Consider the following 22,820-nt stretch of genomic DNA (forward strand, 5'->3'; position numbering starts at 1 on the left):
CCTGCCTGATTTGCCGCTCATTTGCCGCTCATTTGCCGGATTGGTTTCATGCTGAACTTCCTCGTCAAACGTCTGCTAGGCCTGCTGCCGACGCTCTTCATCGTCGCCGTGCTGGTGTTCCTGTTCGTGCATCTGCTACCGGGCGATCCGGCGCGGCTCGCCGCCGGTCCTGAAGCGGACGAGGCGACCGTGGCGCTCGTGCGCTCCGACCTCGGGCTCGACAAGCCGCTGCCGCGGCAGTTCGTCCGTTTCTTCTGGCGGATGGCGCATGGCGACTTCGGCGTTTCGACGCGCAGCAAGCGGCCGGTGAGCCAGGAGATTGCGGAACGCTTCTTCCCGACGTTGTGGCTGACGATCGCGAGCATGGTGTGGGCGGTCGTGATCGGCATGGCGATCGGCATCGCCTCGGCGGTGTGGCGCAACCGCTGGCCGGACCGCCTGGGCATGACGCTCGCGGTGTCGGGCATTTCGTTTCCGGCGTTCGCGCTCGGCATGCTGCTGATGCAGATTTTCTCGGTGCAACTCGGCTGGCTGCCGATCGTCGGCGACGGTTCGTGGCGCAGCTACGTGCTGCCGTCGCTGACGCTCGGCGCGGCGGTCGCGGCCGTGATGGCGCGCTTCACGCGGGCCTCGTTCGTCGAAGTGCTGCACGAGGACTTCGTGCGCACCGCGCGCGCGAAGGGCGTGCCCGAGCGGCTCGTGATCATCAAGCACTGCCTGCGCAACGCGCTGATTCCCGTCGTCACGATGATGGGTCTGCAGTTCGGCTTTCTGCTCGGCGGCTCGATCGTCGTCGAAGTGGTGTTCAACTGGCCGGGCCTCGGCCGTTTGCTCGTCGATGCGGTGTCGATGCGCGACTATCCGATCATTCAGGCCGAGGTGCTGTTGTTCTCGCTCGAATTCATCGTCATCAACCTGATCGTCGACGTGCTGTACGCGGTGATCAACCCAACCATCCGTTTCAAGTGAGGCCCGCATGAGCACCACTGCCACCGGGCCGGATGCGGCCACTCCCGTTGCCTCCGAACGCGCGATCCGCACACCGTGGAGCGAATTCTGGCGCAAGTTTCGCAAGCAGCATGTCGCGCTGGCCGCCGGCGTGTTCGTGCTGCTCCTGATCGTGGTCGCGATCATCGCGCCGCATATCGTGCGGTACGACCCCGAGAACTTCTTCGACTACGACGCGCTGAACGCGGGGCCGTCGGCCGCGCACTGGTTCGGCGTCGATTCGCTGGGCCGCGATATCTTCAGCCGCATCCTCGTCGGCTCGCGCATTTCGCTCGAGGCAGGCTTTCTGTCCGTTGCGATCGGCGCGGTGATCGGCACGTTCTTCGGTCTGCTTGCCGGTTACTACGAGGGCTGGTGGGATCGCATCACAATGCGCGTGGCCGACGTGCTGTTCGCGTTCCCCGGCATTCTGCTCGCGATCGGCGTGGTCGCGATTCTCGGCAACGGCATGATCAACGTGATCTGCGCCGTGGCGATCTTCAGCATTCCGGCGTTCGCGCGGCTCGTGCGCGGCAATACGCTGATGCTCAAGCAGCTCACCTATATCGAAGCGGCACGCAGCATCGGCGCGTCGGACTGGACGATCATCGCGCGGCACATTCTGCCGGGCACGATTTCATCGGTCGTCGTGTACCTGACGATGCGCATCGGCACGTCGATCATCACGGCGGCGAGCCTGTCGTTTCTCGGCTTGGGCGCGCAGCCGCCGACGCCCGAGTGGGGCGCGATGCTCAACGAAGCTCGCGCCGACATGGTGACCGCGCCGCATATCGCGCTGTTTCCGAGCCTCGCTATCTTCCTGACCGTGCTCGCGTTCAACCTGCTCGGCGACGGTCTGCGCGATGCGCTCGATCCGAAGCTCGATCGGCCATGAGCATGAGCAACCATCATTCGGCTGAACGCGCGCCGCATATCGGCACATTGCCGGCCGGAGCGCTCGGCACGATCGCCGACGTGGACGGCGTCAGCGTCGGTCATTGCACGCTTGCCGAAGGCGCGCTGCAAACCGGCGTGACCGTGATCCGGCCGCATCGCGGCGATCCGTTCGTCGACAAGGTGCCGGCCGCCGCATCAGTGATCAACGGCTTCGGCAAGAGCGTCGGGCTCGTGCAGCTCGACGAACTCGGCACGCTGGAGACGCCGATCGCGCTGACCAACACCTTCGGCGTCGGTACGGTCGCGCAGGCGCAGATCCGCGCGGCGATTCGCGCGAATCCGCGCATCGGCCGCGAATGGTCGACGGCCAATCCGCTCGTGTTCGAATGCAACGACGGCTACCTGAACGACATTCAGGCGCTTGCCGTGACCGAACGGCATTTCAACGAAGCATTCGACGCGGCAAGTGCCGATGTCGCGAGCGGTGCGCTCGGCGCGGGGCGTGGCATGTCGTGTTTCGATCTGAAGGGCGGCATCGGCACTGCGTCGCGCGTGTTCAGTGCGGCGGGCCGTGACTACACCGTTGGCGCGCTCGTGCTTGCCAACTTCGGCCGTCTGCCGATGCTGACGATCGATGGCACGCCGCTCGGCCGCATTCTGGCCGAACGCACGGCCGTCGCTGAGGCGGCGAATGCCGCCAGTTCCGCTGCTAACGCGACCCCCGATCAACCCGAGCAAGGCTCGATCATCATGATCGTCGCGACCGATGTGCCGCTCGACGCGCGCCAGCTGAAACGCCTGTCGTTGCGCGCGGCGGCCGGTCTCGCGCGTACCGGCTCGGTATACGGCCACGGCAGCGGCGATATCGCGCTGGCGTTTTCGACCGCGTACACGGTGCCGCACGGCGCGGACTTCGTCGTGCTGCCGCCGCTGGTCGCCGATCATGGCCTTGACCCGCTGTTTCGCGCCTGCGCCGACAGCGTCGAGCAGGCGATCGTCGATGCATTGTGGAGCGCCGAGACCGTCACCGGTCGCGACGGCCATCGGCGGCTGTCGCTGCGCGACAGCGTGCCGGACCTTGCCCACCTGCTGAGGAATTCCGCGCGATGAAAGTCCTGATCTCCACCGACATCGAAGGCATCGCCGGCGTGTTCCATGCCGAGCAGACGCGCGCGGGCAACGGCGAATACGAAGCCGCGCGACGCTGGATGACGCTCGAAGCCAATGCGGCCGTCGAAGGCGCGTTCGCGGGCGGCGCGACCGACGTGTGGGTCAATGATTCGCACGGCGGCTTTCGCAACCTGCTGCCCGATCTGCTCGATCCGCGCGCCCAGCTCGTGCTCGGCAAGCCGCGCACGCTCGGCATGATGGCCGGGCTCGAATACGGTGCGGCGCTGGTTTTCATGATCGGCTATCACGCGAAGGCGCAAACGCGCGGCATTCTCGCGCACACGATCAACAGCTTCGCGTTCGCGCGCGTGGCGTTCAACGGCGTGGAGCTGGGCGAAGCGGGGCTGTACGGTGCGCTCGCCGAAGAATATGGCGCGCGTGTGGTGCTTTTATCGGGTGACGACGTGTTCGCCGAGGAAACCGCGCCGCGTTTTCCCGGCGCGTGTTTCGTCGTCACGAAGACCGCGACCGGGCAAGCAAGCGGCGTCACGCAGTCGCCCGCGAGCGTGCGCGAGGCGCTGCGGGCCGCCGCGCGCGACGTGGTCCGTCAGCATGTCGAAGCGGGCCGCGCGCCTGCCGCGACGCGCGCAGAGCCGCGAGCAATCGACTGCGAACTGCGCGTGCAAACGAGCGGGCTCGCCGATCTGTTCTGCCAATGGCCGACACTTACGCGCGTCGATGGCGTGACGTTGCGCTTCAGTGCGGCGTCGGCCGAGCATGCGGTGCGGATGCTGAACTGTCTGTCGGCGATGTCGTTCATGCTGCGCTGAGCCGCGCGGCGTCGAGCCGCCGGCCTACTGCTGCTGCCGGCTCAACTCGCGCGCCGCGTGATCGATCGCCTCCGCCACCGCCCCGGCGTGCGACACCGGCGCGAGATGGCTCGACGCGACTGGCACCACCTTCGCGCCAATGCGCCCGGCGATCATTTTCTGCAGATCGGGCGACACCGCGTGGTCTTTCGTCGTCAGCACGTACCACGACGGTTTGTCCTTCCAGCCGACCTGATCGACCGGTTCGTCGAATGCGCTCGCGGCGATCGGCACCTGCGCGGCGGCGAGCACGCGTGCGACGGTCTCGGGCACGTCGGCGGCGAGATCGGCGTGATAGCGCGCGCGATCGATCCACAAAAACCCATTCGCGTCCTTGCTGATGCTCTGGCCGGCCGGCATCGGGCCGCCGGCCTTCATCACGTCCATCGCCGATTCGTGCAGTTGCGGCGCAAGCGCGGCGACATACACGAGACCGGCGACGTTCGGCGCATTCGCGGCGACCTCGGTGATCACGACGCCGCCCCACGAGTGACCGACCAGCAGCACCGGACCGTTCTCGCGATCGAGCACGCGGCGGGTCGCGGCGACGTCGTCGGCGAGCGAGGTCAGCGGGTTCTGCACCGAGCTCACGTGATAACCCTTTTGCTGCAGCTTCGCGACCACGCCGTTCCAGCTCGATCCGTCGACGAACGCGCCATGCACGAGCACGATGTTGCGCACCGGGCCGCCGAGCGCGGCGGCGGGCGGCTTGCTGGCAGTAGCAGAGGCAGGCGCTGGCGCTGGCTGGCCGCTTGCCTGCGACGCGGCGTCATCGGCCGGTTGCTGGGCGGCGGGCACCGTCTGCGCGAGCGCGGACGTACTGACGACCGCGAAACAGAGGCACAACACGGCGGCGCAAAGCAGACGTTTGGGCAACATATTGAAGCTCCGCGGCGTGAAAAGTGGACCTCGGCAACATACCCGGGCGCCATCCCCGTGACAATCACAATCCGCGCGCTTAAGTGCGGCGCAGAACGAAGCGGTCGGCTCCGCATGTCAGAGGAATACCGGTCGGATAAAATCAGCGGTTTTGCCAGACCGGACCGTACGGTCCAGCCGTGCAATCTGCCACAGCGCTGCCTTCGACAGCGTTCCACGCCCAGCGACCACATGCGGCGAACACAGCGGCGCTGACACCGGGCTTGTCGGTCTCGGTGTGGCTCGTGCCGGCATGGTTCGTGCTGATGTGGGGCGGCTACATGATCAAGCGACGCCGCGAGGTTGCGCGCGCTGGGATGGGAGCCGCGAGCCGATAAGCGCCGATCGGCGCGACGCGCGTGGCATGCCGCCACGAACGCCGCAATTCGCCGCCAACGAACCATCTTGACGCGCCGAAGTTCCCGACATAGGTCGGTCTCGTGTGGGCGAGCGCACAGATCGATTTTTGCGAATCGGTAATCTCTGTCCGGTCGTCCGGCGAAGCCGGCATGGCTGGGCATGCCGGCCATCCCCGGACCGTACCGGCGACATGGTCTGCTGGTACGCCCTCGCTAGCGCGGGTCTCAAGGGCGCAGCAACTCCCACGTTGATTGACGTACCGCGGAGAGACACCATGTTCAACGCAGGCGCCGTACGGACCAGGTCGAACTTCGGCGCGGGTGCCGCGCTCCTTTTGCTGATTGCGGTAGCCTGCCTCGCGCTGCGTATCCTGCACGTCGTCGCGAAGTTTCGTGGCAACGTCCCTGACGCCTTCGGCGATTTCAATTTCTACCTGTATGCCTTCAACGTCGTGCTGCATGACCCGGCGCGCCTGTACGATCACGACGCGCTCATCGCGTTTTTGCAGGGCATCGGCGCGCGCTCGACGGGCGACGACATCTTCTACGCCTACCCGCCGCAGTTCGCGCTGGTGTTTGCGCCGCTCGCGCTACTGACGCCGCTCGCCGCGAAAATCGTCTGGGTGAGTACGTCGATCGTGTTGTTCTCGGTGGCTTTGTATCTCGTCGTCGCGATGGCGTACCGCGGCACGGAGCGCAGCGTGAACCTGCTGCTGGTGGCGGTTGCGCTGCTGAGCTTTCCGCTCGTCGAAGATACCTACGATGGCCAATCGAACGAACTGCTGTTCTTCCTGTTGGTTGCGACTTTCGCGCTGATCGAGCGTGGCAAAGGTTCTGCCGCTGGACTCTTTCTTGGCTTTGCGATCGCGATCAAGCTCACGCCCCTGGCCGTTGCCGGCCTGCTGTTGCTGCGTCGCGAATGGCGGACGTTCGTGATGGCGAGCATCGTTGCGATTGCGTTGACGCTGATCACGGGAGCGCGCGTCGGCTTCGACGTTTTGTGGCACTACTTCGTGTCGGACATGCCGCGCCTGAACGGCATGGCACTGGCGATGAGCGGTGGCGGCGCGCCGATGAACAATGCCGTGAGGGGCGCGCTGCAGACGCTATCGGCGACGGTCGGCATGCCGGTGTCCGGTACGTTGCTGTCGATTGCTTCGCATGCGTTGGTGCTGGCTGCTTGCCTGCTGTCCGCGTATCTGGTGTTTCGCCGCCATCGGGACAGCCGCACCGACCACGCGCTCGCTTCGATGACGATGCTCGTGGCTTATCCGATCCTCGAGCCGATCCACATGGTGCTCGCGTTGATCCCGTTGCTGATTTTGCTGGGCACCGCTTTCGAAGCGCGCGGCGGGCAACTGTCGGCGCTCGGTCCGAGACTGGAGATGCTGCTGGCCGCGGTCGTCGTGGTCTTGCTGTTCTTTGCGGCGCGATTCGTGTCCTATACGGTCGCGGCGCTGATCATTTACGGGCTCTGTGTCGCAAGGTACTTTCCACCGTCGGGAGTGAGGCGGCGAGGGCGTGCTTACCAGCCTGGATGAATGATGATGCGACTTGCGATGTTTTCCGGACGATTGGGAATCGGGAAGATTGTTTGATGGTGCCAGGACCGGAATGGAAAAATTCCTGCTAACGCTTTGCTGGGGCGGGTTCGTGAAATTTGCCCGGTGCTGATACCGCCAACGTTCTACACCTGTAGACTGCCGCAATGACCCAAGAAATCGATTACCTCAATCCCAGCCTTCCTTCTGGCCTTCGGCGCGTGTCAATGCCCGTGGTCGATGCGACCCCAACAACGCTTGATGGATTCGGCAGACTTGTAGCCGACCCGAGCGAGTGTTTGATCGAGATTGTGCAGTGGCCGGCAATGGGTGCAAGGCCCGTTGACCCTGGAACCGGTGATGAGGCAGGCACCACCGAAGGCACATTTGTGAGCGAATGGCGCGGGGACATTCTGTACGGTCGAAACGAGGCTGTGGGCGGCAACTACATCCTTGCGTACGCAGTGGAGCCTGAAGCAGCCCGTGACGACAACACCAATGTACCTGAGCGCATGTTGCTTTGGCACGCGAACTACCACCCAGACGGTGGACAACTGTTCTTTCCTCTCGACCATCGCCCGTTCTACGTTCCCTTGGCGCTGCCCGGGGACGACATAGCGCCAGAGAACTTCGTGTGCTTTCGCTTTGACGGACAGCAGGGCCTCTACATCCATCCAAACATCTGGCACGAAGGTGTGTTCACTCTCGAAGGAACCCAGCGGTTCTTTGACAAGCAGGGCGCCGTCCACGCGCGCGTCTCTGTCGACTTTGGCCGCGAGTTTGGTTGTCTCCTCGAGGCACCGATTGCCCGCGACGCCCAACCCCTCCGAGGCGGCGGCCTACAGCGGTAGCGAGAAGGGAACACGCGCTCCCGACCCTCCAGGGACCTTCAGCTTTCGCGATAACGGCCGCTCGGCAGTCGGGGCAGAACTTGGTTGGCACCTAAGCGGTCTCTACGCTCGAACTCGCTCCGGCGTTAAACCGCTGGTCCCTCAGGAGGTTGTTCGCGGACCGCCACAGCGATGGAACTTCCAATAATTGATGCTATTCCAACGATGGATAAGAAACTCAGCGTCTCGCCCCATACGATGAAGCCGAGTAACGTGGCCCAAATGATACTGGTATAGGTATACGGTGCTAACGCTGCTGCACTCTCTCGCCTTACCGCGACAGTGAAAAGGAGCTGGCCCACCGTGGCGAAAACAGCCAGCAATGCCATGATCGCCAGATCTCTGAGTGTCGGAGTGCGCCAAGCGAAAACAAGAGACAAGCCGGTTACCACAGTCCCGAAAGCTGTGAAGTACAGAACGGTTATGCCGGAGTCGTCGCTGGTTCTGAGTTTTCGAATTTGAATCATGGAAAGCGCACCGCATAGGGCGCTTGATAGCAGAAGGATGGGGCCAATGAGATTCGATAAACTACCTTGAGGTCGCACCACCAAAAGAACACCTACGAATCCGATGCAAGCAGCAATGGCGTTGCGGGCTAGCAAACGCTCGCCGAGCATGAATGGCGCGAGAAGAATGACGAAGATCGCTTCTGAATAAACAATTGCGACGGCCTCGCTCAAGGGCAGATAAGGCAGTCCCGCGAAAAACAATGCTGAAGCGCCGAGCAGAGTCAGAGCGCGGATAGTCTGCCCGCGAATGTCAAGATTACGAATTCGAGCCGTTATCGAGGGTCCATGCATACTGACTGCGACAGCAGGGACCATCCCAAATAACATACGGAAAAACGTGACTTCGTTCGCGGGGTAGCTGAGCGCCACGGCTTTGCCAAGTGCATCGACGACCGCAAAACAGAACATGGATACGAGTATCAAAGCAATGCTTTGATATTGGGCGGTGCGCTCGGCAACGATATCGTTAAGTCGCATGTATTCTCGTTGGACAGGCTAGGCGGTTCGACGGACGACGAAACAGGAAGGAAGGCGGCTAGATTGTCGACGATCTCGCAGGGTTAGTCCAACGTCCGGACTTTGGCCGAACCCGGTCCAATAGCTGAATTGAGAACCGCTTGCCGGCCCGGCAGCGGATGATCGTCGCAGGTCGGCCCTCAACGGCCCTACGCGGTCGCGATGGCTCGAAGGCCGCTTCCAGCGGTACAGTGGTCATTCGTAGACACGGCATACCATTGTCATATCGTCCCAATGTCCCAAGCATTGTTACGTCTCCGAAAGCCGCTCAGCCGGCGACTCCCAATGCCTGCCCGGTGCAAAGCCACTGCATATTGGACTCGAGCGACGCTGCAATCCGTTTGATTGCGTTGAGCGGAGGCACCGCAATTCCCCGGCGCCAGAACTGAACAGTTCGGAGCACAGGCTTATCGCACTCGACCAGAAGCGCACTCGCGTGCGTGCAGTGGGAACGCGGGGACCGTTACAGCGACCGGATTGCCAAGGCATCCGATTGAACAGCAAATACGTGTGGGCTACCGCACACTGACCGTCGACTCCAAGCCTAAAGATCGCCATACATTGCCTAATCTCATAGAGAATCGCACCGGGCAAATTTGCGATAGAACAAGATTTCCTGCAGAGACGCAACTAAAAGCCCCGAAGCGCGGAAACAGACGGCACATAAAAATCAGCTTACTGAGTGAGGGCCATCTTCGCGGAAGCACGGTTGTTTCCGATGGTGACATCTCATCCTTGGCGCCAGAAATTGCGGATGGGTCGCCGGGCTTGGTGACGCCTTCGCTCACGGCTTTCGCATTTGCGTAGAAAACATACGCCGATCTCCCTCGTCAGTATCTCGTTTGGTGCACTCACTGAGTGCTTTCCACCGCTTATCGCGTCAAAGCGACGGCGACGTGATGCGGTATGCCATTTTGACATGAGGTGATGACATGCCAACAAATCCGAAATTCATTCTCGTCATGCGACACGCGGAGAAGCCGGCGGACCCCATGGACCCAAACTTGTCTGAACAGGGATTTGCTCGAGCCAGGAGCCTGGCCACGTACATACCTGAAACACGTGAGACTCTTGGGTCACCGGACTTTATCTTCGCGGCAGCCATTTCGAAGCATAGCGCCCGGCCATATGAGACGGTGGAACCGTTAGCAAAGGCGACGGGAAAACCGATCGACGCGACTTTTGCGGATCAGGATTACAGCGCTCTTGCCAGCACGTTGCTCTCGACACCGCCATACGCCGATCAGCAGCTCGTAGTCTGCTGGCATCATGGGAACATTCCTTCCCTGATGCGAATGCTTGGCTGCAAGGAAGGAGCCTATCCCAACCCTTGGGATCACAAGGTTTTCAATCTTATTCTGAAGGTCGAATTTGCTCACGGCACACCCAGCGTTTCGCAGATTGTAGAACCGTTCTAGCGAGCGCGGCTGTCTCGCCATCTTGTGTGACTGGCGGGCATGGAGTAGCGCGCAGGCTTCCGACCTGTGTGAGATCGACGACCTGCAACCCTCTGCGCTCCGGTCGTTTGCACTTCCTTTTGGTTGTTATCGACCCGGAGATCTGCAAAATGGCCAAAAACGTATATACCCTCTTCAAAGGGGGCGCTTAAATTCGGCGTTCCCTATCTTCACAGTTACAACGGCGATCACCATTACGTGATTGTGGTCGATGACGGAAACGACGGCCTGTTCAGGATTGTGGCCAATGTCAAGTCGGACAGCTCACAAGACGGCCCCGATGGATACGATGTTCTCTGCACGTGGAGTCAATTTTTCGATCATCCAATGGTCCCCGCGCTCAAGCCCTTCCAATGGGGCTTGCGCAACCAGGATTCCCGAAACTCGATTACGTGCACGACCCACGATTGCTTGACCTCGGCAGCACGAGGCCCATTGCTTTCGATACTGATGACGAGACAAATGACATCAATGATGTCCTGGACGGTATGCTGCGACTCGACCGCAGTACCGAGCCGGTGAAATATGTCTATCCGGGCAAAAGCGGCGACGACCTCAGGAAAAGCTGGACATCGCCTCAAGACGTCATTGCGTACGGTTTTGGCTTCCTGTTCGAACCGAAGCAGGATGGTCTCCATGAAACCCACATGAACCAGCGAAATCCAAAGCCATGACCGGGAAGTCACGTCAGGGACCATTCGTCGGAAAATGGCCCATTCCAGGATGGCGCGGTGATCGCGCAGGTTGCGCGACAGTTTTGAAGCCCTGTTTGTTGCTTTCCAGACGCAGCTTGTGCCCACCGACAATCGTGGAAGACCGGTTCGCCTCGGAGCCCACCCCATTTTGACGCTAAGCTAGGGATGCTGACGGTGACCCGCGGGTCACCGTCAGAAGCGGTTCGGAGATTAGCCAAGGTAACGAGCTAACGAGGGTGCTTGCATGTCGGACGTCTTTTGCCAGCTGGCGTCTGTCTTGAGAAACCCGCTCCATGGCCGCTTTCCGTCATGTTTTAGCTCTGCCTGAACACCGCGGAAGCGATAATGCTCGTACAGGTCAAGGACGTGGACCATGTAAGCCTTTGCTAACGCCGGGTTACGTCGAACGATGAGGAGATTGTCGTCATTCGCGTAGGATGCCTTGTAGCCGAGATTGTGACTTCCCGTCACCACCACGCAGTCATCGGCAGAGAGCGGATCAATCACGAGAATCTTGTCATGGATGATCGCGTTACCAGCGCTCAGCATCTCGCGCTCGAAATTACCCGTGATATCGCCCGCGTTCAGTGCATTGGCGCGCACGATATGCACTCCGCTCTCCTCGAATAACGACGGCTCATAGTGCGCGTCTGGTGTGTCTTCACTGTCGTCGTCACCACCGGCCGCTCTATCTTTCGGGCTGACGTAGTTAGGCATGGCCATCGGACTGCTGATTGCGCCATAGACCAGCAAGGTACTGTCCTTGCGGCCAATGTCGATCGCCTCCTGGATGATGCTGGTCGCTCCCTTCATGCCGGGCAGAAATACTGCGAAGAAGACAGCCTGCCTCGCGTTTCGAAGGAGACCATATACCTCAGTAAGGTCCGGCGGCAGAGCAGGACTCGTCGACGGCTTGTTAGCCTGACGCGTGTTGGGCGACCTCCAGAGACGAACGGCCCCGTTCGTCAGTTCAAGTGCCTTGAGTGGGGCAGCGTTTTGGCTACGTAGAGGCGCACCCTGCACGTTGCGCGTCGGAGCGGAGACAGGGTGGGGTTGCTCGAAATGTCCGCTGTCGTCGCGAAGTCCCTTCCAGTAGTCAAGGAACTGCTCGGCCAGTTCCTTGTGCTCCGCTACATAGCAGTTATTACTCTGGGCACAAAGGCCGTTTTGTGTCCAGTTCGTGCTTCCGGCGAGAACGGTTTGGGCCTGTCCAGTTTTATCAACGTAAACACCAAACTTGTTGTGCCCGATGTGAGCGTTGTTGTTGAACATCCGGTCGTACATCTCGGCAAGACCTGCTTCATGCAACTGGGCGCGGAAAGGCTTGTTCTCCAGGTCCCACTGTTCGGTCTTCTTATCGAGACTGGTATTGGAAAGAATCAAGTGAATTTTCGGGGCATGCTCTTTGATAAGACCGACCAGCAGTGGGTCGGTCAACTCGTAAAGGGCGAGAAATAGCTCACCTCCATTCTTCAGATGGTCGAAGAAATCCTTCATCATGACTGGAAGGTCGCCGGCGAGATACGCCCGGATGGGACTATCGACCTTTGCGATTTCCGTCTTGACATCGTCTTTCGTCGGCACGTGCCCCAGGGTCTGTTCCATTGCATGCGTTAGCCATTGCGTAGACAGAATGCCGCTGTTGAACGCCGCGTGCACCTCGTCGAACCTGCTTGTCACTGCGACCTGGTTGGTTTCTATTCCTTCGTCCAGATAGCCTAGCGGCACCGGCGCACCGCTGTAATCTGCCGCTGCAGGGGCTGGTACGGGTTCCAGGCCTTCACGCATACGAGCCACAGGGCGAACGAGATACTTCAGAACGGGATCAGCAGCACGCAGTGTTGCCTGGTCGCGCCGCTGACGCACCGTGAGGTCGCGCCAGGTAAATTTCTGGACCGGCCAGACGGACGTCGTTTCGGGCAACCATTTGGGATTGGACTGACCATCGAAGGCCACCCAGGCGGCGAGTACGCGTTTGCTGCCGTCCTCATAGATGCGCGTAATCTCGAATCCGAGGCAGTCAGGGATGGCTGCATCGACCGTCCATGCCAGGTAAGCGACAGCATTATTCGCATAAGCGTTCGCAGAACGGATGAATAGCATGAGGTCTCCTCACTTACGTTAATTAACTGAGTTACCGGCCGCATAGTTTGGTAATCGTCGACATAGTCAGTGACAAGCGTATGAAGTCACCGAGTCTAAACACGCTGCATAACGACACTCGCGATTTCCGCGGTGCGATATATCATCTTGCTTGAAAAGACTGATCGAGATCTGACCACACGGCGGAGACTGATTGTCCCGCGTTTAGCCCAGAAATACCCCGAGAATCGTGCCGTGCAAAATTCCCGTGACATCGTCGCACTCCCAAAAGGCGTAAATCGGAAGGAAACAGATGTCTGGCATAACCGGCCCAGCGCGTTGCACGTAGGCATAAGCATCGCGCGGTGAAACGCAACCGCTCCCGCGCGTACGCGGAATTGTGCGGACCTTGCGCCACTTTCCGCAGTAATGGAGCCGTTCCTACGGCAGGTTTCGGAGCCGACCGGAAACGCGCCGGTCGCAGCATCTGAAGAATAGCCGATGGGTTTGCGGATGCATGCCGATACCTCTGCGTTTTGCGCCTTCTTATCGTGCTTTTGTGGCCGTCTTCCCTGTTAGAGTTCTCGTGATGCGTTTGATAAATCGACGCAAACTGCTCAACGACGCGACTGGATTTTCTCGGCCGCTTCTGACACGATCGGCGGACAGCATATGTGGACGGACGAGAGCCGGGTTCATCTCTAAAAGGCCAATGACCGTTTGCACAGTTAGCCGACGTCTGACCGTCTGTCCAACCGGAAAGGAGAACGGCGAGTGGTGGCCAATCCGGGCAGATCGCGAACGCGCCAAAGCGACCCGTAGCAGTCAACCGGCCAGCATCTCTGATGGCCCGCTGACCGCGCGAGAACCGACGTTGAGAAGAACCCCGATCTCTGCGGCATGGGTTATTCGCTGTGCGAGCCGGAGTATTTCGATCGCACGCTGTGCCCCATAGCATCCGGGTTTTGACCGCTTTCCGTGAAGGCGGAATGCTCCGCCACGATTTTCAGCAGAAAGTCCATCACGGCCCGTACTTGCGGCGAACGCCGCAGGTCCCGATGTACAGCCATCCAGATATCTCGCGAAAAACGTTCGCCGTCGTATGTGACGCGTTGCAACTTCACGTCGGTATCTGCCAGGAAGCATGGTAGGCCAGCGACACCCGCGCCTGCCTGAGTTGCCGCCAGATGGGCATTGATATCGCTGATCTCGCAGGCGATCGGCCGTCCCCTTGCAACGCTCATCAACCATTTCTGCTGGGGCATGTCCGCGAATCCGGCATCGTAGGCGATGAACTCCCAGGCAGATGGATTGTGCAGGTGCGGATAGTCCCTGCTCGCGTACAGGTCGAACGACATACGCCCTAGCTTGCGTACCACGCTGGTCGCCTCTTCTGGCCGAACCAGCCTTAGGGCGATGTCCGCCTCCCTTCGGCTAAGGGAAACCTGCCGCGCCTGGGCAGAAACAGACAACTGGACGCCGGGATGTGCTAGCCGGAAGTCCGCGAGATGCTTTACCAGAAAATTGGCCACTAGCACCGGCGGTGCGCTCAACGTGACTTTGCCGCTCAGCGGGGACAGGCTGGCGTCCAGGAATCGCTCAATCGCATACGCGTCTTCTTCCATTCCCTGCGCCAGTTCGAACACACGCTGGCCAACCGGAGTGAGCTTGCAGGCCCTGGGGAGGCGTTCGACCAAACGGGTCTTGATTTCGTCCTCCAGTGCGCTCAAGCGTCGGCTCACCGTCGCGTGATCAACCTTCAGGCTGCGAGCGGCCCCCGACAACGTACCGATGCGAGCGACAGCCAGGAAATGGCGAATATTTTCCCAATCGAGCATCTGTGCATTTTCTCAAGGATGGTTTGCAGTTATGTGGAATATTCGCACAAAGCCGATATGCCTAACATCGAGACTCGTTCAGCCGATAAGGTTTATTCCAGATGAGCACGTCCATGAGCCGCGATCAACGCGGCACCCTCGCCGCCGCAGGACTGGGTTTTGTCGTCGTTTTGCTTGATGTCAGCGTTGTCAACGTCGCGCTCGATGCGTTGCGAGGCCGCTTCGCCACGGACGTGACCGGGCTGCAATGGGTGGTCAACGCGTACACGCTGGCATTCGCGTCGCTGCTTCTCACTACCGGCGATTTAGGCGACCGCTTCGGCGCAAAGCGAATCTTCAATGCGGGATTCGCCGTCTTTACTGTGGCATCGATTGCGTGTGGATTCGCTGACTCGTTGCCGGTTCTTGTGGCCGCACGCGTCGTACAGGGCATGGGCGCCGCGCTGCTGGTGCCCAATTCGCTAGCCATGCTGCGCCAGGCATTCCCTGAGACGGAGCAAAGAAGCCGCGCGGTGGGCTGGTGGGGTGCAGCGGGAGGCATTGCACTTGCCGCAGGACCTGTGTTGGGCGGCCTGCTGGTAACTCACATCGGCTGGCGCAGCATCTTTCTGATCAATCTGCCCATCGGCATCGCGGGCGTGACCCTGACTCTCCGTCATGCGGCGACAGCCGCACGAGCGCATAGCCGAAGCATTGATGTTGCAGGCCAACTGGCGGCCATTCTGGCGCTCGTCGCTTTAACCGTGTGTCTCACAGAAGCGGCCCGGTTCGGATGGCACCATCCGTTGGTCTACGGCGCGCTACTGTTCTCGGTTGCTGCCACCCTGGCTTTTCTGCGGCTGGAGTCATGCAGCACAGAGCCCATGCTCCCATTGGCTCTGTTTCGAACGACTACGTTCTCTGCGGCGTCGGCCGCCGGCGTCATCGTGAACTTTGCCTACTACGGTTTGATCTTTGTTTTTAGTCTCTTCTTTCAGATAGAGCAGCAGTTGTCGGCCCAACGGACCGGCCTCGCGTTTTTGCCGATGACAGTTGTTCTGATGGCAGTGAATGTCCTGGCGGGCCGGCTGCTCAACCGGATAGGCGCAAAGACACTCATGATTGCCGGCATGCTGATTGCCGCGTCGGGTTATCTGCTGCTGTTGCCGGTTCGCATAGACGGCTCGTACTGGATGCTGGTCGTGCCAATGCTCATAGCCGCAAGCGGCATTGCCTTAATGGTGCCAACCATGACAAACGTCACACTGTCATCCGTGGATGCTTCCCGCTCGGGCATCGCGTCGGGAATACTGAACTCTGCGAGGCAGGTAGGCGGCATGCTCGGGGTGGCGGTGTTCGGGTTTTTCGTACGCGATACCCGTCCTGATGCATTTATGCAAGGTATGCATCTTTCCATCGTGACCGCGGCGGTGCTTCTGCTGTGCGGCAGCGTGATGTGCCTGTACGGAATCAGAACGCCACGGCCCGTGCACATTGAGAACACTTCGAAGATTCTGGCCTCTGACAGATAAGACTCGATTCTTCAGATGTGCAGTCGCGCGCTAACGACAATGACTCATGTATGCCTGTAAGCCGGAGACGCTGGAGTTTAAGCTGAATGCCCGTTGATGGCCGACGGACTAAGCCGCTCGCGCGGTAGGGGCTACGGTCAGACGCCGGTGGTCAGAGAGAGGCCGGCATCGCGGTTCCGTATGTTGGCGAATGAGGCAATCCGCCTCGTTCTCCGGCCGGAGCCGAATCATGGCCTCCTCACAGTCAAACGTCAGTCCGCTGCGCCAGCGCATGAGCGACGACATGCGCATGCGCCAGCTTGCCCCCAAGACGCAGGACATCTATCTGCTTCCCCGCATCAGCTCGCGGACCCCGCTTCCATAAGCTTGCTGACGAGCTGCTTAAAGCTTGGCAACAGAAGCCTGTTCGCATAGCCGCTGAGGTGATCGCCATCGAAGACGAGCGGCCGGCCGTCGGCGGTGTGCGTTGAGCAGACCGAATCTGGGCACAGTGGTGGCAACGGGTCCCATACGCTAACTTCGGGGACCGCCTGCACGATGTGCGTATAGGATTCGAGCACCGGCGCCCGCAAGGCTTCCAGATCCGCACGGGCGATGCGGTCGCCGCCGGAACAGATGGGATTGTCGCGATTGAACCAGTCCGAACATCGGAACGGCTGGCTCCGAAACTCGGGTGTCGGCCCCTCCAGGATGACCTTCGCCCCTTTGGCTGCCAGTTTCTGCAAGATTGGAATGGCCTCTCGCACGCCGTCTACCCGGCTTTGCACGGCCTCTGGACCAAACATGTAGCCCCAGGCGCTCGAGTCGTCGAAGCGGGCCCACTCGTCGGAGAAACGTGGCAGCCGCAGCGAAGGCAGGAAGACTACGTCACCGGGCCTGACCTGCGCCTCGATTTGAGCGATTGCCGCATCCGTCTCCGGCGCACAGCTCGCCACCTCATCTTGTTTGCGCGGCAGCAAAGCAATGAACGGACAGCCTCCATTGTTGTACGCGAAGACCTTCACGCCAGTATCCCGGGCGAATTCGCGCAACATCCTGTTGTAGGCCATCGCGTGCGAATCGCCGATCACGTACAGGCGCCCGCGATAGGTCGCCGGAAGCGAACATCCCGCACGTGAATATGTCCATACGGGCCCCCCATTGAGCTTCGTCCTATTCCACGTGTCCAGACATCCGTCATTGCTGGGCTCAAGGGGGCGGCTCGGATACCAGTCGTCGGCACGTTGTGACACCACGCTCAGCGACAGATTCAGTTTCAGTTGGGCTGCCTGAATGCCGACCCACAACAGCGCTCCGCACGTCAACGTAGCTAAGCCCGCACCTACGAGAGCGGGACGCCGCATGCCTTTCAGGACCGCCGAGCGCCGCACAGGATTCTCGACGTAGTACCAGGACGCTGTCGCCAGCGCGAAGCTCAGTACGGCCGCAAGCACGCGCCAGACAGGCGCATCGATCCCCGTCGTCCACCGCAGCAGCACGATCACAGGCCAGTGCCAGAGATAAAGCGAATATGAGATCTTGCCGACGAAAGTCACCGCTGGTGAAATGAGCAGCCTGTGCAGCCAATCCCGCGGCGCTCTTCCGTGCAGCGCGTACAGTACGCCAAGCGTGCCGGCAACCGGCAGCAGCGCTCCCGGAAAAGGAAGCTGCTCCGGGCGCAAGACCTTGAAACCGGCCGCAAGCAGCACCAGCGAACCAACGAGCAACGCCATCGAACCCAGCGTCCCATTGCGGTCGATCACGCCGAGCGGGCGCTTCGCGAGCGCGAGGAACTGGTATAGCAGGATACCGGATGCCAATTCCCAGAAACGCCCTGGAATCAGGTAAAAGTTTAGCCCCTCATTTCGCCTCGAAAGCCACCATGCGCTCAACACGGACAGAGCGAGCCCGCCGGCGAACAGAACAACGCAAAGCGTCTTTCTCGGACGTTTGCTCACCCACATGAAGAAAAGCAACGGAAAGATCAGATAAAACTGCTCTTCTACCCCAAGCGACCAGGTATGCAGGTACGGGTTGAATTCGGCGCGTGGCGAAAAATAGTCATCACCGATGAACGCGAGCACCACATTGCTCAACCCAAAGAAAGCAAAGAAGCCGGTGTATTTGTTGGTATCGCTCAGCCACGCGTTTGGAATGAACAGTGCTGAAAACAAGCCGGTCACCAGCAGGCACACCACGAGCGCTGGCACGATCCGCTGCACTCGACGCGAATAGAAATAGAACACGAAGCGCGAAAACTGCATCGATTCGAGGTTTCCAACGGATGCGCTGACAACAAACCCGGAAACCACGAAAAAGATGTCGACCCCTGCAAGCCCGCCGGGTAACCACTGCGCGTACAGGTGATAAACGATGACCGACAACACTGCGACCGCACGCAAACCGTCGATGTATGCCGCGTGCGCAGGTCGGGTGAGTTGCGGCGCAGTAGTAGCGTTATGGCGTGGATTCATGGCATGAGAGTTAATGAGGCCGGTCGGAATCCGTGGACGCCAACGGGTTTAGCAGCGATCTTGTTGAGGTAGAAACGCTGCGTGAAAACCGCGGGAGACAGATAGCCAAGCTGCGCTTGTGTCCGCTGCCGGTTATTAAATAACCAGAAAAAGCGAAGGTGCCGTTGCCCTTTCTCTCGTTTGCTTTTACGTACGATTGTCACGTAAAAAGTTTAGGGAAATGTATAGGCCCGCGATGTATTTCGTGCGCTGCCCCACAGAAGCGATAAGAAATGTCGACTTCATCGTCGAGGAACTTCATCGGCGCGAACCGGAGGATCCATCGCGCATCGGTGCGACGCGCGTTGCCCTGCAGAACCAGCGTAACAATCTGCTTGCCTTCGCTGGCGTGCTGAACCAGAAGCTCGGCGCTACGGATTCGTCGCTGAACGCGAGGCCAAGGCTGCTGAATGCAAATGCGAGTGCCAGCGCGAGCTGCAACTGGCCGAATTGCTGGGGGCCATAGGCCCTTGCAAAGAGATGGTTGCTGGCAACGGCGGTGGCCGCGCTCACCAGCTTTGCGCAGGCAACACCTGTAATCGAGGACACCAAAAGCCGGCCTGCTTTCATAGTTCTTCTCCGGGACCTTGGCTGCAAGCACGATCGACCCGATCACCGAGGCGAGTCCGCCTTATCAGCAATGCATATCCTGGGTGCAAAGGATGGCGCGCCGCCGCTGACGGATGCCCCATAGCGGAACGTGGCTGGCACGCCCCCCCCCCCCCCGTAAAAAAGCCGGCGCACCCACCTCCCTGCAAGATCAGCCTCGGGCGACGACGTGCGTTAATCTCACGCGTACTGAGTCGCGCACAAAATCGAATCTCGCCCTCGCGTGCAGCAGCTTTCAAAACGCCAAAGTGATGCTTTCGAAACGCCACCGTACGGCTTTCTAAAAGCGCGACACTACGTGCTATGGCATGACTGATGCCGGCGCTAACGAATCCCGGAGCGGCCTTACTATCGCCGTGATCGGTCAATCACCGCGTCCGAGGATGCACACTGCGCTCTAAATCAGCTCGGCGACACGTACGATAATGAGCGCGGCCGGTACGAGCATTATTTGTGCGCACACGGTCCCGAGAACGCGCGCCCCGGCAAGGGTAGTGATCGCTCGCCGGAAGGTGTTTTCGGGGATTCGGCCTTCAATGACGTCGTCCGTCATGACGGAAACCTGCGGGTCAATGACCACCGCTAACACTACGGTCGCAAAGCCATTAATGACCGACGATAGATTGGCGCACGTCACGCGCAAATCTGGCTTGAGGTATCCCGCGTAGAGCGACGCGAAAACGCCGACAGTCCAGATCGCCATGGCGAAGATATTGAGAGCTATCACCGTCGCGGAGACACCGGTACCGCTCGCTAGCTGGGCGATGTTTTGGCGCGACGGAACCCGCGCGCCGTCGCGCAGATAGTTGATGCCGCCACGGCTAAAAATGTGGAGCAACAGGCGTGACAATGAACGATTGGCCTGGAAGTGCTCGACGGCGCGACTGAAATAGCGCTGGAACGTTGGGATCAGTAACGCGCCGATTATGCTTGCCGCCGTCGCGGTAATCAGGAAGAGCCGAAAGTCAACGAGCAGGCCGCCCTCAAGATGCCGAGCGATATCAAGCTCGACGCGCTTAGCTATGAACGGCCCTTGAAAGGAGTTCGCCGTGCGGGAGACAAGGGCGATGATTCCGAACAGAGAAAACGATACAGCGATACGCCGAGTGCGAACACCCGCAATCCGCACAGCGTAAGCCAGTGTCGCGATGACGTGAATTACGAATGTAAGTCCGCAGATGATAAAAAGCTGGGTGTCCATGCAATCCCGGCAAGGTTGGGCAGGAGTTGAAGTCTATCGGAGCGCCACCGCCCGGTTCGATTGTCACCGAATTGACGGTCGATACCGAAAGCCCGAAATTTGCCGCACTGCGTCCCGCGACAGAGCACGGCGATCGTCTGCGGTGTGCGCCTCATGCAAAAAGGCATAAAGCGACCAGGAGCGGGCCGTCGGTCGCTCGCCAAGCAGACGTTCAACCGGTCACGCCGAGCCGTTGCCATCTCGCCTGCGGTTGTGCGCCCGGCATAGCGCATAGGACGCACAGCCGCCAATCTTTCGAGCGTCATACGCAGCCATCTCCAGGTATCGTGGTTCCTTTGACAGTCCGGATCAGTCGTTGCCCGCACTCACCGTCTTCGATTTGCCATCCCAAGGCTCTCAATGTGTCACGTAGGCGGTCCGCTTGGTCCCAGTCTCTGTTGGCGCGCGCCTTTTCGCGCTGCTCGGCCAACGCAGCAATGTCTGCCGGGATATCCCGCTTGTCCGGCCGCCAATCGGGCAGTCGTAACCCAAGTACCGAATCGAAGCTGTCAACGGTGGCCCGTCGCGTGGCAGGAGGCAAATCGCTCCTCACCAGATCCCACAGCACGGCTAGTGCGCGGGGTAGATTCAGATCCTGATTGACCTCAGCGTTGAACCGGGCGACAAAACGCTCATCCGCCGTACCACCGGTGGGCCAACTCGCATAGACGTTGCGTAGCCGGTCGAGCGCGACCTTTGCGGCTTCGAGCGCATCCCAGTTGAAACGCAGGGAGCTTCTGTAGTGCGCCGTCAAGCACAGGTAGCGATACGCCAGCGGATCGACTCCGCGGTCGACCAGTGTCTGCAGGCGGAGGAAGTCACCGCCCGCCTTGGACATTTTCGTAGCGTCCAGCGTAAGGAAATGGCCGTGCATCCAGAAGTTGGCGAGCCGGGTACCGTGCGCGGCTTGCGTCTGCGCGATTTCGTTGCTGTGATGCACGGCGATGTGGTCTTCACCTCCGCAGTGAATATCGAACCAGGACCCCAGGTACCTGGCCGACATCGCCGAGCACTCGATGTGCCAGCCGGGAAAGCCGCGTCCCCAAGGGCTGTCCCATTCCATCTGGCGCCGGGAATCAGCCGGGCTGAGTTTCCATAGCGCGAAATCCGTGGCGCGCTTTTTCTCGCCTAGTGCAACCCGCTTGCCGGCTTGCAGGCCCTCATGGTCGAGGCGAGCCAGAAAGCCGTAATCGTCCTGCTTGCTGGTGTCGAAGTACACGCCATCTGCGGTCTGGTAGGTGTAACCGGCGCGTTCAAGGGTGACAATGAAGGCAACCTGATCCTCGATATGGTCGGTTGCGCGGCACCAGACCGAAGGCTCCAGCAAGTTGAGCGCTCGCCAGTCGGCCAGGAAAGCCTCTGTATAACGCTCGGCGATCGCCCATGCCGACTCTCCCGTTCGCCGGCTTCCTTTCTCCATCTTGTCTTCGCCGTCATCGGCATCGGAGACAAGATGGCCAACATCGGTGATATTGACGACGTGCTGCACGGGGTAGCCGTTTAGCATCAGGACGCGCCGGAGCACGTCTTCGAATACGTAGGTCCGCAGATTGCCGATATGCGCGTGGTCGTAGACCGTAGGCCCGCAGCAATACAGGCCGACGTGATCGGGTTGTATCGGCTTGAAGGGGCGCACGGCGCGCGACCAGGTGTCATACAGGACGAGTGGCATCGGAATTTTCGTGTGGTGGAGCGATCGTGAAAAACAAAAAGGCCACCGGTTTCGCAACGGGTGGCCAGTTGAGGCTTAGACGTGACGCAGATTGGCGCGCTAGACGCAAGCTCCCCCTGGCAGGCCGTGACAGCATGCGTGAACGAGGCGGGAGGGGTAATGGGCGTAAGCGAGCATGAAAGGCATGTTAGAGCCTGCCTCCCCTTGGGTCAATGTCAGTGAGCGGCCGCTTTCGAGAGCCACTGTCGAGTGACGGCTTGTGGCCGAAGAACAAACCGAAACGAACCGAGACGGCCGGTGACCGTCTCAGGCCGACCCGGAGCCGTCATCGAAACCGCTGGACCGCACGGCCGCTATCAATGGTGAAACAGACGCCGGAAATCCGAGCCTGTTGGCGATTTCACCATGTTTTTTAGCGAAGTGTTTTGGCAAGGTTCGAGAACTCATTGGTTCGCGCTGTAAACGCAAGCACCATTACCCATTGCGCCCTTTATATCTCCGCACTTATAACGAATCGCAAACAGAGTACAGGTGCCATAACATCATTTCTCATTGAAAAACCGGGGTCCATAGACAAAAATCCATAGGGCACCAGTGATTAACGCTTTTTACAGAATCGTCGGCGCAC

At 60.2% G+C, this 22,820-nt stretch carries 18 protein-coding genes and 1 pseudogene; 11 read left to right on the forward strand and 8 right to left on the reverse strand.

Going from position 1 to position 22,820, the window contains the following annotated elements; all coding sequences use genetic code 11:
- The first annotated feature begins 48 nt into the window (after positions 1-48).
- Genes gsiC through OKW45_RS16575 form a run of 4 tightly spaced genes read left to right on the forward strand, consistent with a single transcriptional unit; the run spans position 49 to position 3,824 of the window.
- Positions 49-969: a glutathione ABC transporter permease GsiC gene (gene gsiC, locus OKW45_RS16560; protein WP_018421560.1), complete on the forward strand. Its 921-nt coding sequence runs from the start codon at positions 49-51 to the stop codon at positions 967-969.
- 7 nt (positions 970-976) lie between these two features.
- Positions 977-1,882, forward strand: a complete 906-nt coding sequence (gsiD, locus tag OKW45_RS16565; RefSeq protein WP_429469900.1) for a glutathione ABC transporter permease GsiD — start codon at positions 977-979, stop codon at positions 1,880-1,882.
- A complete protein-coding gene (locus OKW45_RS16570; RefSeq protein ID WP_429469902.1) occupies positions 1,879-2,994 on the forward strand; it encodes a DmpA family aminopeptidase in 1,116 nt (371 codons plus the stop codon). The genes gsiD and OKW45_RS16570 overlap by 4 nt, the downstream gene beginning before the upstream one ends.
- Complete coding sequence (locus OKW45_RS16575; protein WP_429469904.1) at positions 2,991-3,824, forward strand: M55 family metallopeptidase; 834 nt, start codon at positions 2,991-2,993, stop codon at positions 3,822-3,824. Before OKW45_RS16570 ends, OKW45_RS16575 begins: the two co-directional genes overlap by 4 nt.
- A 24-nt stretch (positions 3,825-3,848) precedes the next feature.
- Here OKW45_RS16575 and OKW45_RS16580 read toward each other — a convergent pair whose 3' ends face one another.
- On the reverse strand, positions 3,849-4,742 hold the full coding sequence (locus OKW45_RS16580; protein ID WP_429469906.1) for an alpha/beta fold hydrolase: 894 nt from the start codon (positions 4,740-4,742) through the stop codon (positions 3,849-3,851).
- Positions 4,743-4,921: 179 nt separating this feature from the next.
- Between OKW45_RS16580 and OKW45_RS16585 the strand changes: the two genes are divergently transcribed.
- The 3 genes from OKW45_RS16585 to OKW45_RS16595 all read left to right on the forward strand — a co-directional run bounded on the left by OKW45_RS16585 (position 4,922) and on the right by OKW45_RS16595 (position 7,532).
- On the forward strand, positions 4,922-5,119 hold the full coding sequence (locus tag OKW45_RS16585; RefSeq protein ID WP_429469908.1) for a hypothetical protein: 198 nt from the start codon (positions 4,922-4,924) through the stop codon (positions 5,117-5,119).
- A 296-nt stretch (positions 5,120-5,415) separates the two neighbouring features.
- Positions 5,416-6,681: a glycosyltransferase family 87 protein gene (locus OKW45_RS16590; protein ID WP_429469910.1), complete on the forward strand. Its 1,266-nt coding sequence runs from the start codon at positions 5,416-5,418 to the stop codon at positions 6,679-6,681.
- A gap of 167 nt (positions 6,682-6,848) precedes the next feature.
- Positions 6,849-7,532: an ureidoglycolate lyase gene (locus OKW45_RS16595; protein ID WP_429469912.1), complete on the forward strand. Its 684-nt coding sequence runs from the start codon at positions 6,849-6,851 to the stop codon at positions 7,530-7,532.
- 125 nt (positions 7,533-7,657) lie between these two features.
- Here the strand turns inward: OKW45_RS16595 and OKW45_RS16600 are convergent, their stop codons facing one another.
- Positions 7,658-8,557 (reverse strand): DMT family transporter, encoded by a 900-nt coding sequence (locus OKW45_RS16600; protein ID WP_429469914.1) that lies wholly within the window; start codon positions 8,555-8,557, stop codon positions 7,658-7,660.
- A gap of 971 nt (positions 8,558-9,528) precedes the next feature.
- Between OKW45_RS16600 and OKW45_RS16605 the strand changes: the two genes are divergently transcribed.
- Together OKW45_RS16605 and OKW45_RS16610 are read left to right on the forward strand one after the other, a co-directional pair.
- The gene (locus OKW45_RS16605; RefSeq protein ID WP_018421551.1) at positions 9,529-10,014 is read left to right on the forward strand and encodes a hypothetical protein; all 486 of its coding nucleotides are present in this window, start codon (positions 9,529-9,531) and stop codon (positions 10,012-10,014) included.
- Positions 10,015-10,406: 392 nt separating this feature from the next.
- A complete protein-coding gene (locus OKW45_RS16610; protein ID WP_429469916.1) occupies positions 10,407-10,727 on the forward strand; it encodes a DUF2278 family protein in 321 nt (106 codons plus the stop codon).
- A 231-nt stretch (positions 10,728-10,958) separates the two neighbouring features.
- On the opposite strand, the gene OKW45_RS16615 is transcribed toward OKW45_RS16610, so the two are convergent.
- Together OKW45_RS16615 and OKW45_RS16620 are read right to left on the reverse strand one after the other, a co-directional pair.
- A complete protein-coding gene (locus tag OKW45_RS16615) occupies positions 10,959-12,851 on the reverse strand; it encodes a phospholipase D-like domain-containing protein (protein WP_429469918.1) in 1,893 nt (630 codons plus the stop codon).
- An 884-nt stretch (positions 12,852-13,735) separates the two neighbouring features.
- Positions 13,736-14,668 (reverse strand): LysR family transcriptional regulator, encoded by a 933-nt coding sequence (locus OKW45_RS16620; protein ID WP_429469920.1) that lies wholly within the window; start codon positions 14,666-14,668, stop codon positions 13,736-13,738.
- Positions 14,669-14,781: 113 nt separating this feature from the next.
- Here OKW45_RS16620 and OKW45_RS16625 point away from each other — a divergent pair, with 113 nt between their 5' ends.
- Positions 14,782-16,179 (forward strand): MFS transporter, encoded by a 1,398-nt coding sequence (locus OKW45_RS16625; protein ID WP_429469921.1) that lies wholly within the window; start codon positions 14,782-14,784, stop codon positions 16,177-16,179.
- 229 nt (positions 16,180-16,408) lie between these two features.
- Positions 16,409-16,507, forward strand: a pseudogene (locus tag OKW45_RS16630) (integrase); the annotation flags it as partial.
- A gap of 10 nt (positions 16,508-16,517) precedes the next feature.
- Here the strand turns inward: OKW45_RS16630 and OKW45_RS16635 are convergent.
- From OKW45_RS16635 to cysS, 4 genes are all read right to left on the reverse strand, one after another.
- Entirely contained in the window at positions 16,518-18,632 is a 2,115-nt protein-coding gene (locus tag OKW45_RS16635; protein ID WP_429469923.1) for an acyltransferase family protein, read from the reverse strand.
- 297 nt (positions 18,633-18,929) lie between these two features.
- The gene (locus OKW45_RS16640) at positions 18,930-19,241 is read right to left on the reverse strand and encodes a hypothetical protein (protein ID WP_429469925.1); all 312 of its coding nucleotides are present in this window, start codon (positions 19,239-19,241) and stop codon (positions 18,930-18,932) included.
- A gap of 436 nt (positions 19,242-19,677) precedes the next feature.
- Positions 19,678-20,481, reverse strand: a complete 804-nt coding sequence (locus OKW45_RS16645) for a lipid II flippase Amj family protein (protein ID WP_429469927.1) — start codon at positions 20,479-20,481, stop codon at positions 19,678-19,680.
- Positions 20,482-20,782: 301 nt separating this feature from the next.
- Entirely contained in the window at positions 20,783-22,192 is a 1,410-nt protein-coding gene (gene cysS / locus OKW45_RS16650; protein ID WP_429469929.1) for a cysteine--tRNA ligase, read from the reverse strand.
- Between the last annotated feature and the right edge of the window lie 628 nt (positions 22,193-22,820).

This window comes from Paraburkholderia lebeckiae, assembly GCF_050436225.1.
In the GTDB taxonomy this organism is placed as follows: domain Bacteria; phylum Pseudomonadota; class Gammaproteobacteria; order Burkholderiales; family Burkholderiaceae; genus Paraburkholderia; species Paraburkholderia tuberum.

Coding starts and splice junctions, on each gene's coding strand:
- gsiC (WP_018421560.1), top strand. CDS start 49: ATGCTGAACTTCCTCGTCAAACGTCTGCTAGGCCTGCTGCCGACGCTC.
- OKW45_RS16615 (WP_429469918.1), bottom strand. CDS start 12,851: ATGCTATTCATCCGTTCTGCGAACGCTTATGCGAATAATGCTGTCGCT.
- OKW45_RS16570 (WP_429469902.1), top strand. CDS start 1,879: ATGAGCATGAGCAACCATCATTCGGCTGAACGCGCGCCGCATATCGGC.
- OKW45_RS16645 (WP_429469927.1), bottom strand. CDS start 20,481: ATGGACACCCAGCTTTTTATCATCTGCGGACTTACATTCGTAATTCAC.
- OKW45_RS16620 (WP_429469920.1), bottom strand. CDS start 14,668: ATGCTCGATTGGGAAAATATTCGCCATTTCCTGGCTGTCGCTCGCATC.
- OKW45_RS16595 (WP_429469912.1), top strand. CDS start 6,849: ATGACCCAAGAAATCGATTACCTCAATCCCAGCCTTCCTTCTGGCCTT.
- OKW45_RS16625 (WP_429469921.1), top strand. CDS start 14,782: ATGAGCCGCGATCAACGCGGCACCCTCGCCGCCGCAGGACTGGGTTTT.
- gsiD (WP_429469900.1), top strand. CDS start 977: ATGAGCACCACTGCCACCGGGCCGGATGCGGCCACTCCCGTTGCCTCC.
- OKW45_RS16580 (WP_429469906.1), bottom strand. CDS start 4,742: ATGTTGCCCAAACGTCTGCTTTGCGCCGCCGTGTTGTGCCTCTGTTTC.
- OKW45_RS16640 (WP_429469925.1), bottom strand. CDS start 19,241: ATGAAAGCAGGCCGGCTTTTGGTGTCCTCGATTACAGGTGTTGCCTGC.
- OKW45_RS16605 (WP_018421551.1), top strand. CDS start 9,529: ATGCCAACAAATCCGAAATTCATTCTCGTCATGCGACACGCGGAGAAG.
- cysS (WP_429469929.1), bottom strand. CDS start 22,192: ATGCCACTCGTCCTGTATGACACCTGGTCGCGCGCCGTGCGCCCCTTC.
- OKW45_RS16610 (WP_429469916.1), top strand. CDS start 10,407: ATGGGGCTTGCGCAACCAGGATTCCCGAAACTCGATTACGTGCACGAC.
- OKW45_RS16635 (WP_429469923.1), bottom strand. CDS start 18,632: ATGAATCCACGCCATAACGCTACTACTGCGCCGCAACTCACCCGACCT.
- OKW45_RS16575 (WP_429469904.1), top strand. CDS start 2,991: ATGAAAGTCCTGATCTCCACCGACATCGAAGGCATCGCCGGCGTGTTC.
- OKW45_RS16590 (WP_429469910.1), top strand. CDS start 5,416: ATGTTCAACGCAGGCGCCGTACGGACCAGGTCGAACTTCGGCGCGGGT.
- OKW45_RS16600 (WP_429469914.1), bottom strand. CDS start 8,557: ATGCGACTTAACGATATCGTTGCCGAGCGCACCGCCCAATATCAAAGC.